This window comes from Bacteroides clarus YIT 12056, from assembly GCF_900129655.1.
Classification (GTDB): domain Bacteria; phylum Bacteroidota; class Bacteroidia; order Bacteroidales; family Bacteroidaceae; genus Bacteroides; species Bacteroides clarus.
In genome coordinates this window covers 55,522-70,455 of the sequence record NZ_FQWK01000002.1, presented here as the reverse complement: position 1 = coordinate 70,455, position 14,934 = coordinate 55,522, and the positions used below count along the sequence as shown (strand labels likewise).

General features: G+C 47.8%; 13 protein-coding genes and 1 tRNA gene. 11 read left to right on the top strand and 3 right to left on the bottom strand.

Annotation, left to right across the window (positions count from 1 at the left end; genetic code table 11):
- Positions 1–56: 56 nt before the first annotated feature.
- The gene (locus BUB52_RS02500) at positions 57–1,253 is read left to right on the top strand and encodes an MFS transporter (protein WP_022218871.1); all 1,197 of its coding nucleotides are present in this window, start codon (positions 57–59) and stop codon (positions 1,251–1,253) included.
- 20 nt (positions 1,254–1,273) lie between these two features.
- Here the strand turns inward: BUB52_RS02500 and BUB52_RS02495 are convergent.
- Positions 1,274–1,347: transfer RNA gene (locus tag BUB52_RS02495), tRNA-Ala, on the bottom strand.
- Positions 1,348–1,450: 103 nt separating this feature from the next.
- On the opposite strand from BUB52_RS02495, the gene BUB52_RS02490 reads away from it, so the two are divergent.
- The 8 genes from BUB52_RS02490 (at position 1,451) to BUB52_RS02455 (ending at position 10,975) form a co-directional block, all read left to right on the top strand.
- Positions 1,451–1,756: a DUF4286 family protein gene (locus tag BUB52_RS02490; RefSeq protein ID WP_022218870.1), complete on the top strand. Its 306-nt coding sequence runs from the start codon at positions 1,451–1,453 to the stop codon at positions 1,754–1,756.
- A complete protein-coding gene (ruvC, locus tag BUB52_RS02485) occupies positions 1,753–2,322 on the top strand; it encodes a crossover junction endodeoxyribonuclease RuvC (protein WP_009122384.1) in 570 nt (189 codons plus the stop codon). The genes BUB52_RS02490 and ruvC overlap by 4 nt, the downstream gene beginning before the upstream one ends.
- Before the next feature lie 62 nt (positions 2,323–2,384).
- Entirely contained in the window at positions 2,385–4,382 is a 1,998-nt protein-coding gene (gene pulA, locus BUB52_RS02480) for a type I pullulanase (protein ID WP_009122383.1), read from the top strand.
- Between the two features lie 430 nt (positions 4,383–4,812).
- On the top strand, positions 4,813–6,288 hold the full coding sequence (locus BUB52_RS02475; protein ID WP_009122381.1) for an ATP-binding cassette domain-containing protein: 1,476 nt from the start codon (positions 4,813–4,815) through the stop codon (positions 6,286–6,288).
- A 76-nt stretch (positions 6,289–6,364) separates the two neighbouring features.
- Positions 6,365–7,021 carry a fructose-6-phosphate aldolase gene (gene fsa, locus BUB52_RS02470; protein ID WP_009122380.1) on the top strand — a complete coding sequence of 219 codons (657 nt, stop codon included), beginning with the start codon at positions 6,365–6,367 and terminating at the stop codon, positions 7,019–7,021.
- A gap of 112 nt (positions 7,022–7,133) precedes the next feature.
- On the top strand, positions 7,134–9,032 hold the full coding sequence (locus BUB52_RS02465; RefSeq protein ID WP_009122379.1) for an LTA synthase family protein: 1,899 nt from the start codon (positions 7,134–7,136) through the stop codon (positions 9,030–9,032).
- 1 nt (position 9,033) lies between these two features.
- Positions 9,034–9,708 carry a phosphatase PAP2 family protein gene (locus tag BUB52_RS02460; protein ID WP_009122378.1) on the top strand — a complete coding sequence of 225 codons (675 nt, stop codon included), beginning with the start codon at positions 9,034–9,036 and terminating at the stop codon, positions 9,706–9,708.
- Between the two features lie 97 nt (positions 9,709–9,805).
- On the top strand, positions 9,806–10,975 hold the full coding sequence (locus tag BUB52_RS02455) for a mechanosensitive ion channel family protein (protein ID WP_009122377.1): 1,170 nt from the start codon (positions 9,806–9,808) through the stop codon (positions 10,973–10,975).
- Here BUB52_RS02455 and BUB52_RS02450 read toward each other — a convergent pair.
- A complete protein-coding gene (locus BUB52_RS02450) occupies positions 10,972–12,084 on the bottom strand; it encodes an endonuclease/exonuclease/phosphatase family protein (RefSeq protein WP_009122376.1) in 1,113 nt (370 codons plus the stop codon). The genes BUB52_RS02455 and BUB52_RS02450 overlap by 4 nt on opposite strands.
- Positions 12,084–13,544 (bottom strand): aminoacyl-histidine dipeptidase, encoded by a 1,461-nt coding sequence (locus BUB52_RS02445; protein WP_009122375.1) that lies wholly within the window; start codon positions 13,542–13,544, stop codon positions 12,084–12,086. Before BUB52_RS02445 ends, BUB52_RS02450 begins: the two co-directional genes overlap by 1 nt.
- A 277-nt stretch (positions 13,545–13,821) precedes the next feature.
- Between BUB52_RS02445 and BUB52_RS02440 the strand changes: the two genes are divergently transcribed.
- On the top strand, positions 13,822–14,055 hold the full coding sequence (locus BUB52_RS02440; protein WP_022218861.1) for a hypothetical protein: 234 nt from the start codon (positions 13,822–13,824) through the stop codon (positions 14,053–14,055).
- 29 nt (positions 14,056–14,084) lie between these two features.
- Positions 14,085–14,687 carry an OmpH/Skp family outer membrane protein gene (locus BUB52_RS02435; protein WP_009122373.1) on the top strand — a complete coding sequence of 201 codons (603 nt, stop codon included), beginning with the start codon at positions 14,085–14,087 and terminating at the stop codon, positions 14,685–14,687.
- The last annotated feature ends 247 nt before the right edge of the window (positions 14,688–14,934 follow it).

Here is a 14,934-nt window from a genome sequence, read left to right as displayed (position 1 = left end):
TGTCCTTTGAATACTTTACGTACCTTTGCGCCCGATTTCAATAAATGACAGTTAGGATGACATCAACTCAAAGACCGCCGGTTCGTAGAATCGCTTTCCCCATATTGATTGCGCTGAGCGCTTCGCATTGCCTGAATGATTTGCTTCAATCCGTTATTACGGCGGTGTACCCTCTGTTCAAGCAGGATTTGTCATTGAGTTTTGCACAGATTGGTCTGATAACGTTGGTGTATCAGATGTCGGCTTCCGTGTTTCAGCCGATAATGGGGCTGATTTTCGATAAGCGTCCCATTGCCTGGTCGTTGCCGTTGGGAATGTGTTTTACGCTGGCGGGTATTCTGAATTTGTCGTTCGCCACTAATCTGTATTGGCTCTTGGCTTCTGTTTTTGTGGTGGGCATCGGTTCCTCCGTATTGCATCCCGAAGCGTCGCGCATTACTTTTTTGGCTTCCGGAGGCAAGCGCGGGTTGGCGCAGTCGCTCTTTCAGGTGGGCGGTAATCTGGGAGGCTCGTTAGGGCCGTTGCTGGTGGCGCTGCTGGTTGCTCCGTATGGCAGACACCACATTGCGCTGTTCATGATTTTTGCGGTGGCGGCTATTTTGGTGATGCTGCCCATTTCCCGCTGGTACCGTTCTTATCTCAACCATATCAAGCGGCGTCCGTTGCTTACGCAGAAGGCGGTGGAACGTCCGTTGTCTTCCCGAATGACGGTTTTCGCCATTGGGGTTCTATTGGTTCTTATCTTTTCCAAATATATTTATATGGCGAGCCTGACGAGTTACTATACATTCTATCTCATTCATAAGTTCGGTGTAAGTATCCGGGATTCGCAGTTATTCTTGTTTGTCTTTTTGGTAGCCACTGCCGCAGGTACTTTGGTAGGCGGACCGGTAGGCGACAGGGTGGGACGCAAGTATGTTATCTGGGCTTCCATTCTCGGGACGGCGCCGTTTAGTTTGCTGATGCCGCATGTGGGACTTGCGGGGACGGTCATTCTTAGCTTCTGTGTGGGGTTTATGCTGTCTTCCGCTTTCCCCGCCATCTTATTGTATGCGCAGGAATTGTTGCCCAATAAGCTGGGACTGATTTCCGGTTTGTTCTTCGGGTTTGCGTTCGGCATTGCGGGTATCGCTTCGGCTGTACTTGGCGGTATGGCGGACGCATACGGTATCGAGGCGGTTTATAATGTATGCGGATTTATGCCTTTGCTGGGATTGGTGGCTTGCTTCCTGCCTAATTTGAAAAAAGGTTGACTGTGAAAAGTCAACCTTTGTGGAGCGTATGAGACTCGAACTCATCACCTCGACACTGCCAGTGTCGCGCTCTAGCCAGATGAGCTAACGCCCCGTTGCTAACGTTTGCAGAGCTATCTGCTTTTTTGATGGCGCAAATATAATGCATTATTCTGAAATAATTGCTATGTTTGCGAAATAAAATGAAAAAAGAAATTATGCTGATATATAATACGACCTATCACGTGGAAGAAGGGCAGGAGAAATTCTTCCTTGCCTGGATGAATGAATTCTACCTTCCCGAAGTAGAGAAGCACGGTACATTGCATGCCCCGCGCATAGCACGGATACTGAGCCATATTGAAGAGGGAAGTGTCTGTTACTCTGTGCAATTCGAGGTGGAAGACTCTGCCATACTGCATCGCTGGCATCAGGAACAAGGCGTGAAGCTGAATGAAGAATTGCAGAAAATCTTTAAAGACAAAGTAATCGGTTTTCCTACATTAATGGAGGTGATAGTGTGATACAACCGGTAAAGGAAAAAATTATTTTGGGCATCGACCCCGGTACTACCATTATGGGATACGGGGTGCTGAGGGTAGCGGGAGTAAAGCCCGAAATGATTGCCATGGGTATCATAGACCTTCGTAAGTTTGGCGACCATTATCTGAAACTTCGCCACATCCATGAGCGGGTGCTGAGCATCATCGAGAGTTATCTGCCGGACGAACTTGCTATTGAAGCGCCTTTCTTTGGAAAAAACGTACAATCCATGCTGAAGCTGGGACGCGCGCAGGGAGTAGCCATGGCTGCCGCTCTGAGCCGCGACATTCCTATTACCGAATACGCTCCTTTGAAGATAAAAATGGCGATAACGGGCAACGGCCAGGCATCCAAAGAGCAAGTGGCGGATATGCTGCAACGCATGCTTCATTTTCCGAAAGAAGACATGCCCGTATTCATGGACGCCACCGACGGCCTTGCCGCCGCTTACTGCCACTTCCTGCAAATGGGGCGCCCTGTTGTCGAGAAAGGCTATCACGGCTGGAAAGACTTTATAGCCAAGAATCCCGACAAAGTAAAACGATAATCCGATCCCATGCTTTAAGACTTACTACTTTATACTTCATACCTAATTTAAAAATACCAACCATGAAACTAAACGATCTTGTCATTATCGGAGTAGCGGCGACAACAGTTGTCAGTTGCGCCCCCTCAAAAAAAGAATATGCTTCATACGAACTTTATCCTGTCCGTACGGGCAGTCTGACAGAAATGGAATACGCTCCGGATGCTACGCGGTTTACGCTCTGGTCGCCTACGGCGGACGAAGTGCGCTTGATGCTGTATGATGCGGGAGACGGCGGGCACGCTTACGAGACGGTTGCCATGTCACCTGCCGAAAACGGTACGTGGACGGCTAAGGTAGAGCAGGATTTGAAAGGCAAGTTCTACACTTTCAATGTAAAAATCGACGGTAAATGGTTGGGTGATACCCCGGGTATCAATGCGCAGGCAGTGGGTGTAAACGGTAAGCGCGCGGCCGTTATCGATATGCGGGAAACCGACCCGGAAGGCTGGGCGGAGGATAAACGTCCGCCGTTGGCATCTCCTGCCGATGTGATAATTTACGAAGTGCACCATCGCGACTTCTCCATAGACCCGTCTTCGGGTATCCGCCACAAAGGCAAGTTCCTTGCGATGACGGAAACGGGAACGGTCAACCCCGATAAACTGGCAACCGGCATCGACCACTTGAAAGAGCTGGGAGTGACGCACGTACATATCCTGCCTTCCTATGATTATGCTTCCGTGGACGAGTCCAAACTGGATGAGAATAAATACAACTGGGGTTACGATCCGCAGAATTACAACGTGCCCGACGGTTCGTACTCTACCGACCCTTACAAACCGGATGTACGTATCCGCGAGTTCAAGCAGATGGTGCAGGCCATGCATAAGGCAGGTATCCGTGTAGTGCTGGATGTGGTGTACAACCACACTTTCAACACGGCCGAGAGTAATTTCGAGCGTACCGTTCCCGGATATTTCTATCGCCAGACACCGGACGGCGGTTTTGCGGACGCTTCCGCATGTGGCAACGAAACGGCGAGTAACCGCGCCATGATGCGCAAATATATGGTAGAGTCCGTATTGCACTGGATAAACGAGTATCATATCGACGGCTTCCGCTTCGACCTGATGGGAATCCATGATATTGAAACCATGAACGAAATACGCAAGGCGGCGACAGCGGCAGATCCTACCATCTTTATCTATGGTGAGGGCTGGGCTGCGTCGGCTCCCCAATTGCCTCAGGACTCATTGGCGATGAAAGCCAACACATATAAGATGCCGGGCATCGCCGCTTTCTCCGATGAGATGCGTGATGCGCTGCGCGGCCCGTTCAACGATAATCATCAGGGCGCTTTCCTTGCCGGACTGCCGGGGGGAGAGGAGAGTATCAAGTTTGGTATTGCAGGCGCTGTCAAGCATCCGCAAGTCAATAATGAAGAGGTGAATTACAGTAAGGCCCCGTGGGCGGAACAACCTACGCAGATGATAAGTTATGTATCTTGCCACGATGATATGTGTTTGGTGGACAGACTGAAGGCCAGCGTCCCCGGTATTACGCCCGAAGAACTGACCCGATTGGACAAACTGGCGCAAACGGCGGTATTTACCTCACAGGGAGTACCCTTTATCTATGCAGGCGAGGAAGTGATGCGCGATAAGAAAGGGGTGCATAACAGTTACCAAAGTCCGGACTCAGTCAACGCCATCGACTGGAAACGTAAGACGGAGCATGCCGATGTATTCGCCTATTATAAGGGATTGATTCAGTTGCGTAAGAACCATCCGGCTTTCCGTCTGGGAGATGCCGGTTTGGTACGCGAACATCTGGAGTTCTTACCGGTTGAAGGCAGCAATGTGGTAGCTTATAGGCTGAAGGGACATGCCGGCGGCGATACGTGGGGAAACATCTATGTAGTGTTGAATGCACGCAAGGAAACGGCTAAGGTGTCAGTGCCCGAAGGCAAATATACGGTGGTTTGCAAAGACGGATTTATCAGTGAGCAAGGTTTGGGCACGATGTACGGACCGGAGATTTCGGTTCCGGCGCAGTCGGCGATGATTTTCTATCAATGATGATATCCGGTTTCCAATCGTATCAAACGAAATTATCTCCATAGGATAAAAAGATTATCAACCGTAGCGAATCATATTGGCGGGCGCGCGTACGGAATCATCCCGTGAGATGAAATTATTCATCCTGTGAGACGGATTTATCCGGCTTACAGGATGATTTTTTTTGTCTCGCGGGATGGATATTTTTGTCCTGCGGAACGGATTTGCCGGTATGGTAATGTCCGGATACGTAGTTGCGGTTTCTTCAGGCGTTGCGATGTGAAAAAACAGGCTTCACCCGCTATTTCCCATAAACAGGGGCGTGGAAGGTGAAGGCCGATGTTGATGAATTGAAAATATGGAAGCTTTGCGCTACTTTGGAACCCGAATTCTTCCCACAGAACCAAAATCTTGGTACCTTTGCGGCGTCAACTAAACAAAACCATTTAAAATGACGCAGCAACATACCTTATATATAGAGGGAGGCGTAGCGCGCAATCCGCTTATCCGTTTATCCCAACCCGTCACTCTCGATTTTCTCGACGGAGAACATATCGCTGTCGTAGGCCCTAACGGGGCAGGAAAAAGCCTGTTGGTGGATTTGCTTACGGGTAAATACCCTTTGCGCGACGGTACTCTGACATATGATTTCCGTCCCTCCGTCACGCAAACCGCTTACGACAATATCAAGTACATCGCTTTCCGCGATACCTACGGCTCCGCCGATGCCAATTACTACTATCAGCAGCGCTGGAATGCCCACGACCAGGAAGATGCCCCAATGGTGCGCGAACTGTTGGGCGAGGTAAAGGACGAGGCTCTCAAACAACAGCTATTCGACCTTTTCCGTATCGAACCGATGCTCGATAAGAAAATCATTCTCCTCTCCAGTGGCGAACTCCGTAAGTTTCAGTTGACCAAAACATTGCTCACGGCTCCCCGCATCCTCATCATGGACAATCCTTTCATCGGGCTGGACGCCGCCACACGCGACCTGTTGTTTACGGTTCTGGAGAAGCTGGCGCAACTCGCCTCCCTGCAAATCGTGCTGGTGCTCTCCATGCTGGATGATATACCGTCTTTCATCACCCACGTAGTCCCCGTGGATAATAAAGCGGTGGGGAAGAAAATGGAGCGTGCCGCTTATATGCAGGCTTTTCGTGAGCAAGACGCCATTCGTGCCGAGGCCGATGCCGTTTCTTTCAGCGAATTGCAGCAACGCGTTATCGACCTTCCTTACGAAAACACGAACTTTACTTCGGACGAAGTTGTCCGGCTGAATAAAGTCAGTATCCGCTACGACGACCGTACGATTCTGAAAGAGCTGGACTGGACGGTGCTGCGCGGGCAGAAGTGGGCGTTGAGCGGAGAGAACGGAGCGGGCAAATCTACTTTGCTCAGTCTGGTATGCGCGGACAATCCTCAATCTTATGCCTGCGACATCAGTCTGTTCGGCCGTAAGCGGGGTACGGGCGAGAGTATTTGGGAAATAAAGAAGCATATAGGCTACGTCAGTCCGGAGATGCATCGCGCTTACCTGAAAAACTTGCCGGCCATTGAAATCGTAGCTTCCGGGCTGCACGACAGTATCGGCCTGTACAAACGTCCGCATGCCGACCAAATGGCTGTGTGCGAGTGGTGGATGGATATTTTCGGCGTGGCCGATTTGAGGGACAAACCCTTCCTGCAACTCTCCAGCGGCGAGCAACGCCTTGCCCTGCTGGCGCGAGCCTTTGTGAAAGACCCCGAACTGCTGATTCTCGACGAACCTCTGCATGGGCTGGATACGTATAACCGCCGTCGCGTCAAGAAAATCATAGAAGCCTTTTGCCGTCGCCGGGATAAGACAATGATAATGGTGACCCACTACGAGAGCGAACTGCCGGCCACCATAACCGACCGTCTGTACCTGAAACGCAACCGCTGAAATATCCCGCTGATAAAGAACAAACCATGCCGTAAATCGTTATATTTGTGAAATCAATCCTTAAACAATTTATATCATGAAATTCTTTATCGACACTGCAAATTTAGACCAGATTCGGGAAGCCTACGATATGGGCGTACTCGACGGAGTGACTACCAACCCTTCGCTCATGGCGAAAGAAGGTATCAAAGGGGTGGAAAACCAGCGCAAACATTACGTGGATATCTGCAATATCGTGCAGGGCGACGTCAGCGCGGAGGTTATTGCCACCGATTATGAAGGTATGATTAAGGAAGGTGAAGAGCTCGCCGCGCTCAATCCGCATATTGTGGTGAAAGTGCCCTGCATCGCGGACGGCATAAAAGCCATTAAGTACTTCTCGGGAAAAGGCATTCGCACCAACTGCACGCTGGTGTTTTCCGTAGGACAGGCATTGCTGGCGGCAAAAGCCGGGGCTACTTACGTGTCGCCGTTTGTAGGCCGTCTCGATGACATCTGTGAGGACGGTGTCGCTCTGGTGGGTAAGATTGCGGAGATGTACCGCTATTATGGCTATACCACTCAGGTACTTGCGGCATCCATCCGTCATACGGCGCATATTATTCAGTGCATAGAGGTGGGGGCGGATGTAGCTACGTGCCCGCTTTCCGCCATAAAAGGACTGTTAAACCATCCGCTGACGGATGCCGGATTAAAGAAGTTTCTGGAAGACTATAAACGTGTAAACGGATAACTCTTAAAATCTTATAAGCCTATCTTTCACGTATTTCTTAACCAATATTGGCGAGAAATAGAATAAAAAACTTTATTTTTGCCGAATATATTCAGTTTAAGAAAAAGCACCGATGAAAGAAAGGCTTATAGGATTCCTCAAGACATATTTCTTGTTTGTTTGCATATTCGCATTACAAAAACCGTTTTTCATGCTCTTTTACCGGCCGTTGTACGAAGGTGTCTCGTGGACGGAATGGCTGGGTGTGATGTGGCACGGACTGCCGCTGGACTTGTCGCTTGCAGGCTATCTGACGGCTATTCCGGGATTGCTTTTTATCTGTTCCGCCTGGGCTGTGCCTAATCTTCTCCGCCGTATATGGTGCGGTTACTTTATCTTCGTTTCCGTTTTACTCTCTATTATATTTACCGTCGATTTGGGCTTGTACGAATACTGGGGATTCCGGTTGGACGCCACTCCTTTGTTTTATTTCTTTTCTTCGCCCAAAGATGCGGTGGCAAGCGTCAGTGTCTGGATGGTAATCGGGGGAATTATTGCCATGGCTGTTTACGCGGCGGTATTATATGGGATATTCTATATCGTGCTGTTGCGGAAAGGCGCGTTCAGACGCATGAAGATACCTTACCGGCGTTTGAGGGTGTCGGGCGCGCTGTTGCTGCTGACCGGGTTATTGTTTATTCCGATTCGCGGCGGCTTCACTGTTTCCACCATGAATACGGGAAAGGTGTATTTCAGCACTAACCAACGCTTGAACCATGCTGCCATTAATCCGGCTTTCAGTTTGATGGAATCCCTTTCCAAACAAAAGGACTTCGGCAGTCAATACCGTTTTATGGAAGCGGATGCGGCCGACCGTATTTTCTCCGGTTTGGCAGACCCTGCTGTCTTGAAGAAAGACAGCGCGGCGGATGCGCTCCGGCAGGCTCCGGACTCTTTGCGTTCATTGTTCACGGTAAAGCATCCCGATGTGCTGTTTGTTATCATGGAGAGCTTCTCTTCACGGCTTATGACAACGCTTGGGGGAGAACCGGATGTTGCGGTACAGCTGGATAGTCTGGCGCAAGAGGGTGTGCTCTTTACGAATTTCTACGCGAACAGTTTCCGTACCGACCGCGGATTGGTTGCCGTCTTGAGTGGTTATCCGGCGCAACCCACTACCAGCATAATGAAATATCCCCGTAAAACGCAGTCTATCCCTGCCATTGCAGGCAGTTTGAAGAATGCGGGGTATAAAACGAAATACTACTATGGCGGTGATGCCGACTTTACCAATATGCGTTCTTATCTGATGTCGTCCGGCTTTGAGGATATTGTTGCCGATCAGGATTTTCCGGTGTCGGAGCGTTTGAGCAAGTGGGGGGTGCACGACCATCTCGTATTCCGCCGTTTGCTGGACGATTTGAAAATGGAAGCCGCCGATAGCGGTTTGGCAAGGAAAGATGCACCGCATTTCCGTGTGCTGCAAACTTCCAGCAGTCACGAGCCGTTTGAAGTTCCTTACAGCCGTTTGGAGAACGAACGCTTGAATGCTTTTGCATATACGGATAGCTGTATCGGTGACTTTGTGAAGCAATTCCGTGAGTTGCCGCAATGGAAGAACACGGTAATCGTACTTGTGCCTGACCATTTGGGAGCCTATCCCGAACATATCGGCAATCTTGAAATAGACAGGTATCAGATTCCTTTGTTAATGGTGGGCGGTGCGGTACGCGGACCGAGGCGTATCGATGTTTACGGTTCCCAGCAGGATATTGCCGCTACCTTATTGGCGCAGTTGTCGGTGCCGCATGGCGAGTTTACGTTCAGTAAAGACATGCTCAATCCGGCTTCTCCTCATTTCGCGTTCTTCACCGTGCCGGACGCTTTCGGTTTTGTGACTCCGGACAATCAATTGATATTTAATAATGAAGCGGATGCAATAGCCGTGGATGAAGGCTCGAAGAAAGGACAGAACCTTTCTTTGGGACAGGCTTATCTGCAGAAGTTGTATGACGATATAGCCAAAAGATAGAATGATATTAGCGGATGTTTTGTCGGGGTTGGTGGAAATAGATACCGACCTGTTGCTCGCTATCAACGGATGGCGTGCCGAATGGGCGGACTTTTTCATGTATGCCTTTAGCGGGAAGTGGATTTGGGTACCCTTGTATGTAGCTCTTTTCTATGTGATAGTACGTAACTTGCATTGGAAGGTGGCCATAGGCTGCGCAGTGGCCATTGCGCTGACGATAACTTTTGCCGACCAGATGGGAGCGACTGTTATCCGTCCGTTGGTATGCAGACCCCGTCCGGCGAACCTGGAGAATCCTATCTCGGAGTTCGTACAGATAGTAAACGGTTATAGGGGCGGACGATACGGTTTTCCATCCTGCCATGCCGCCAATACGTTCGGGCTGGCTTTCTTCTTGTTCTATCTGTTTCGTAACCGCTCCTTGAACTGGTTCATTATGTTATGGGCGTTGTTGACATGCTATTCCCGTTCTTATCTGGGAGTGCATTATCCGGGTGATTTATTTGTAGGCGCTTTTGTCGGCTTTGTAGGCGCTTCTCTCTGTTACTGGCTTTTCAGCCGGTTGTGCCGATATAAGCGGCAAGAGCATTATAAGCATATCCTTGTTCCAATCTGGGTAGGGGGGATTACCACGCTCGGCATTCTGGTTTACGCATTGATGCGAACCTTGTTGTAGCGTCTCTTTTATGCCAGCTTCTTCCGGGCAAAGAGTAAATAAACATCTTTCCTTTTGATTTGTTATCTTTATCGATAGACTAATAAAACAGATACTTATGATGAGTTTAGGAAGCTGGATGAATAAAATCCTCATCGATTGGGGAGTAGACCCGAAACTTGCGAACATGTTTGATGAAACGATAATTGCCGTATTGATGATAGGCGTGTCAATAGGGCTGGATTATCTGTGTCAGGCCATATTCGTAGGAGGGATGAGGCATTATACGAAGCGCGCGCCCCACCAGTGGAATACACTGCTGATGAAGCGCAGGGTAGTGCATCATCTTATTCATATCCTGCCCGGTATATTGGTGTATTTTTTATTACCTCTGGCCTTTGTGCGGGGGAAGGAAATCCTGGAGTTCTCACAGAAAATATGTGCGGTGTATATCATCGCCGCAATACTGTTTACTATCAATGGTTTGCTGCTGGTGATGCTGGATGTGTACAATGCAAGGGACAAACAGAAGAATCGTCCGATGAAAGGCTTTGTGCAGGTTCTGCAGGTATTATTGTTCTTTATCGGCGGTATTATTATCATTGCGGTGCTGGTGAATAAATCCCCGATGACTTTGTTTGCGGGTTTGGGGGCGTCGGCGGCTGTGTTGATGCTGGTATTCAAAGACAGTATTCTCGGATTTGTGGCGGGGGTGCAGCTCTCCGCCAATGATATGCTGCGCATCGGCGACTGGATAGCCTTGCCCAATAATACCGCCAACGGTACTGTGGAAGAAATTACTTTGAACACGGTGAAAATACGGAATTGGGATAATACGATTTCTACCGTACCGCCTTATACATTGGTGAATAACTCTTTCCAAAACTGGCGCGGAATGCAGGAGAGTGGCGGGCGTCGTGTGAATAAGAATATTTATCTGGATATGACTACCTTGAAATTCTGTACTCCGGATATGCTGGATACCATTCGTAAGGATGTTCCTTTAATGGCGGATTATCAGCCGGCCGAAGGGGAAGTGCCTACCAATGCACAGCTTTATCGTATCTATATTGAAAGGTATCTATGCAGTCTCCCGGTTGTAAATCAGGATTTGGATTTAATTATCAGCCAAAAGGAACCTACTACCTATGGAGTTCCCATTCAGGTCTATTTCTTCTCGCGTAATAAGGTGTGGAAGGAATACGAACGTATTCAGTCCGATATTTTCGACCACTTGCTGGTGATGGTGGGTAAGTTTGATTTGAAGCTCTATCAGTATTCCGATTAATATCGTAATGTAAACTCCGCCCATACGGGAAGGTGGTCGCTGTATCCCGCTTGATATTTCATACCGTAGTAGGTGCGGAAAGGCTGGCTGTCTCCGTATTTCTTATCTTCAGTCAGAAGAAAAGGAGCACTGAATATGCCGGCTTTAGCTTCTGCGGTAGATAACGGAGAATCTGTTATTAGCAGGTTGCCGGAAAGAATGATATGGTCGAGCAGTCCCCATTCTCCTTGATATTTATAACTGCCGAAATGTTTGTCGGCAATGTTTTTTCTTGCTAAAAGATGGTAAAGAGCGCGGGTGTCTGAAGAATCCGCTTCTATCGGCGGAACTCCTGCTCTCAGTATCTTTTGTACGGACTTATTGCAGGGATAATCATTGAAGTCTCCCATAACGATTATTTGAGGGTGAGTACGGACCCGGAACAGGCTGTCTGTTACTTCCTTCAATCTTTGTGCGGCTGACAGACGGTAGGGCTCGGACGCCTTAGCCCCGCCGGAACGGGACGGAAAGTGAACGACAAATACATCCAGCGTGTCTTTATTTAAAAGTAAGCCGCTGACATGAAGGATATCGCGTGTGGGGCGGTTGCTTTTATGGGCTTTCGTTACCGAATAGCTTTGGCCGGACAGTAATTTAAAAAGTCCCCTTTGATAAAGCAGCGCTACATTGATACCCCGTTCGTCGGGAGAGTGTGTAATGACATAACGGTAATCGGCTTCACGCAGGACAGAGTAACGGGTAAGGTCACGCAATACACTGTCATTCTCTACTTCACAGAGGGCTACTAATGCAGGCGGAGACCATTCGCCTACGGCAATAATAACACGTGCAACGGCGTCTAACTTCTTTTTGTATTTAGAGTAGTTCCAGTGCCGGACGGCATCGGATAGGAATTCATAATCGTTTTTCAGGGTGTCATGACGGCAATCAAACAGGTTTTCTACGTTATAACCCATGACGCGAAAGGTAAGGGTGTCTTTCTTTGTCTGTCCGTATAAAGAAGATGCGAAAGTAAGAAGCGTTAAAGCGGATAGAGAGATAAAAAGAAGCGGAGCACTTCTTTTTTTGCTCCGCATCTTTTCTTTGTATCTCCGTATTGGTATGTTCATTAATTCTTGGCGGGGATATGTTTCAATATATCCAGCAAATGATCCCAGAATTTCTGTACGGTGGGAATAAGCATCCGTTCGTCGGGCGAATGTACTCCTTGCAGGGTAGGACCGAAGGAAATCATATCCAAAGAGGGATACTTGTCGAGGAATAATCCGCATTCCAGTCCGGCATGGATGGCCTTTATCTGAGCGTCTACACCGAACAGCCGTTTATATGATTCGGCTGCGACTTCCAGAATTTCCGAGTGCGGGTTGGGTTTCCAGCCCGGATAGCCGTCGCCGAAGGAAACGTTTGCTCCTGCCATCTCGAATACGGTGCGTACCATATTGGCGATGTCCTGTTTGGAAGACTCGGTAGAGCTGCGCTGGCTGGTTTCGATACGGATGATATTGTCCGGTTTCATTTTTACGGATGCCAGGTTGGTGGAAGTTTCTACCAGGCCCGGAATATCCTGACTCATGGCATATACTCCGTGCGGAGCTGCATAAAGGGCTTGTAACAGACGCTTAGTCGTATCTTTATCGATAGCCTTGGTACGGGGATTTTCCGATTCGAGAGTAAACTGTAAATCTGGGTCTGCTACCGCATATTCTGCTTCCGCTTGGGCGGCGAATACGTTTAAGTCGGTGCGTAACGCGTGTTTGTCTGCTTCGGGGATGGCGATGACTGCATGCGCTTCGCGTGCGATGGCATTACGCAGGTTACCGCCGTCTATTTCGCAGAGATACATATCGTACTTTTTGAAAGCCTGGCTCAGGAAACGGTTCAGTAATTTGTTGGCGTTACCGCGTCCTAAATGGATGTCGCCACCGGAATGTCCGCCTTTCAGTCCTTTTACCTGTACTTTACAAGAGAAATATCCGGAAGGCACGTCTACTTCTTTATAAGTAAACTCGGCAACAGAGTCTATACCGCCTGCGCAGCCGATGAACAGTTCTCCCTCATCTTCGGAATCGAGGTTCAAGAGAATGTCACCGCTCATGAAGCCCTCTTGCAAGGCAAAGGCGCCGGTCAGTCCTGTTTCCTCATCTACGGTGAACAGGCATTCGACAGGGCCGTGTTCAATGCTGTTGTCAGCGAGAATAGCCAGCTCGGTTGCTACACCGATGCCGTTATCCGCTCCCAGCGTCGTACCTTTGGCTTTTAACCATTCTCCGTCTATTTCTGTTTCGATAGGGTCGGTGAGGAAATCATGTTTCACATCGTTATTCTTTTCGCATACCATGTCCACGTGAGACTGGAGTACGACAGTTTTACGGTTTTCCATGCCCGGAGTGGCAGGCTTCTTAATCAGTACGTTTCCGGCTTCATCAACCTTTGTCTCCAACTTATGTTTTTCTCCGAATGCTTTTAGAAAAGCAATAATCTTTTCTTCCTTCTTGGAAGGACGCGGCACTTGGCAGATTTCCTCAAAATAGTGGAACACGCCGGCCGGTTTCAAGTCTTTTTTTTCCATATCTTATTGTTTATAGCAGACAGGACACACTGATGTGTATTCTAATCTTCTGTTTTTGAAATTCAATTCTTGTACGAATTAACCTCTCATTGCTAAAGTTGGTTAAATTGATTGGCTATTTTATTTCCCTTTCTCTTTTTTTAGAGTAAAAAAGGATGCTTAGTCCAACCAAAGCCCTATATTTGCACCCACAAAACAGTGCAATCTAAAAGTAAAAACAAAATTCAAATGCGTTTTGCCGAATGATATTCTGTTTTGTGCAACAAAATTAATGGAAATGCTTGGTACATTATTGATAACTTTGTTAATAGTTGCTATTTGCATTGTTTTATTGGGCGTAAAGGTCTTTTTTGTGAAAGGCGGCAGATTTCCTAACGGACACGTTAGCGGCAATAAAGCGATGCGGGATAGAGGAATCGGGTGCGTGCAGTCGCAAGACAGAGATGCACAAAAGAAGAGCCGTTTCTCTATTGACGAACTGGAGAAAACCTTAAACGATAGTATGAACTAAATAAACTAAAATCAATATTTTTACAAATTATGAAGAGATTAAACTACCTCGTAAACGGTTTGGCAGCTCTTGCACTAATCGTTTTATTTTCTCAATGCGCTGGTAAAGCGGATAATCAGACGACAAACGCATCAGCACAAGCAGCCGGACTATCCGGAATGAAAATTGCTTATGTAGAAATAGATACGCTTTTGGCAAAATATAACTACTGCGTCGATTTAAATGAAGCAATGGTAAAGAAGAGCGAAAATGTACGTTTGACTTTGAACCAGAAAGCTAAGGACCTTGACCGTCAGAAACAAGAATTCCAAACTAAAGTCCAGAATAATGCTTATCTGACACAGGAGCGCGCTCAACAGGAATATAACCGTATCGCTAAATTGGAACAGGACTTGCAGAACTTGGGTAATAAATTGCAGTCTGAACTGATGAGCGAGAACGAAAAGAACAGTTTGCAGTTGCGTGACTCTATCAACGCTTTTTTGAAGGAATATAACAAGACCAAGGGTTACAGTATGATTATCAGCAATACCGGCTTTGACAATCTGTTGTATGCCGACAGTATTTATAACATTACCCGTGAAATCTTGGACGGTTTGAATGCAAGATACTCTTCTCCCGCAAAGAAATAAGCTGGAAAATAGTTTGCGGAATATTCTGTTAACTTGCTTAGACGTGAGAAGTTAACAGATATATCGCAAAAAGTTAATATCATAAAGAAAGGAAGTTAATATCATGCTTGACATGAAGTTAACTTCCTTTTTTATATCCAGTGGCGACTGTTTTTATATTCTTTGAATGACCGTTATTGTTTTCCTTAGGTGGAAATCGCTTTTTATAAAAATGTACCATTCTTTTGTACTTTCTTCTCAAAGTATC

Bases quoted from the DNA above. Each gene is read 5' to 3' on its own strand.
- BUB52_RS02500 (WP_022218871.1), top strand. From the start codon at position 57: ATGACATCAACTCAAAGACCGCCGGTTCGTAGAATCGCTTTCCCCATA.
- BUB52_RS02490 (WP_022218870.1), top strand. From the start codon at position 1,451: ATGCTGATATATAATACGACCTATCACGTGGAAGAAGGGCAGGAGAAA.
- pulA (WP_009122383.1), top strand. From the start codon at position 2,385: ATGAAACTAAACGATCTTGTCATTATCGGAGTAGCGGCGACAACAGTT.
- BUB52_RS02475 (WP_009122381.1), top strand. From the start codon at position 4,813: ATGACGCAGCAACATACCTTATATATAGAGGGAGGCGTAGCGCGCAAT.
- fsa (WP_009122380.1), top strand. From the start codon at position 6,365: ATGAAATTCTTTATCGACACTGCAAATTTAGACCAGATTCGGGAAGCC.
- BUB52_RS02465 (WP_009122379.1), top strand. From the start codon at position 7,134: ATGAAAGAAAGGCTTATAGGATTCCTCAAGACATATTTCTTGTTTGTT.
- BUB52_RS02460 (WP_009122378.1), top strand. From the start codon at position 9,034: ATGATATTAGCGGATGTTTTGTCGGGGTTGGTGGAAATAGATACCGAC.
- BUB52_RS02455 (WP_009122377.1), top strand. From the start codon at position 9,806: ATGATGAGTTTAGGAAGCTGGATGAATAAAATCCTCATCGATTGGGGA.
- BUB52_RS02450 (WP_009122376.1), bottom strand. From the start codon at position 12,084: ATGAACATACCAATACGGAGATACAAAGAAAAGATGCGGAGCAAAAAA.
- BUB52_RS02445 (WP_009122375.1), bottom strand. From the start codon at position 13,544: ATGGAAAAAAAAGACTTGAAACCGGCCGGCGTGTTCCACTATTTTGAG.
- BUB52_RS02440 (WP_022218861.1), top strand. From the start codon at position 13,822: ATGCTTGGTACATTATTGATAACTTTGTTAATAGTTGCTATTTGCATT.
- BUB52_RS02435 (WP_009122373.1), top strand. From the start codon at position 14,085: ATGAAGAGATTAAACTACCTCGTAAACGGTTTGGCAGCTCTTGCACTA.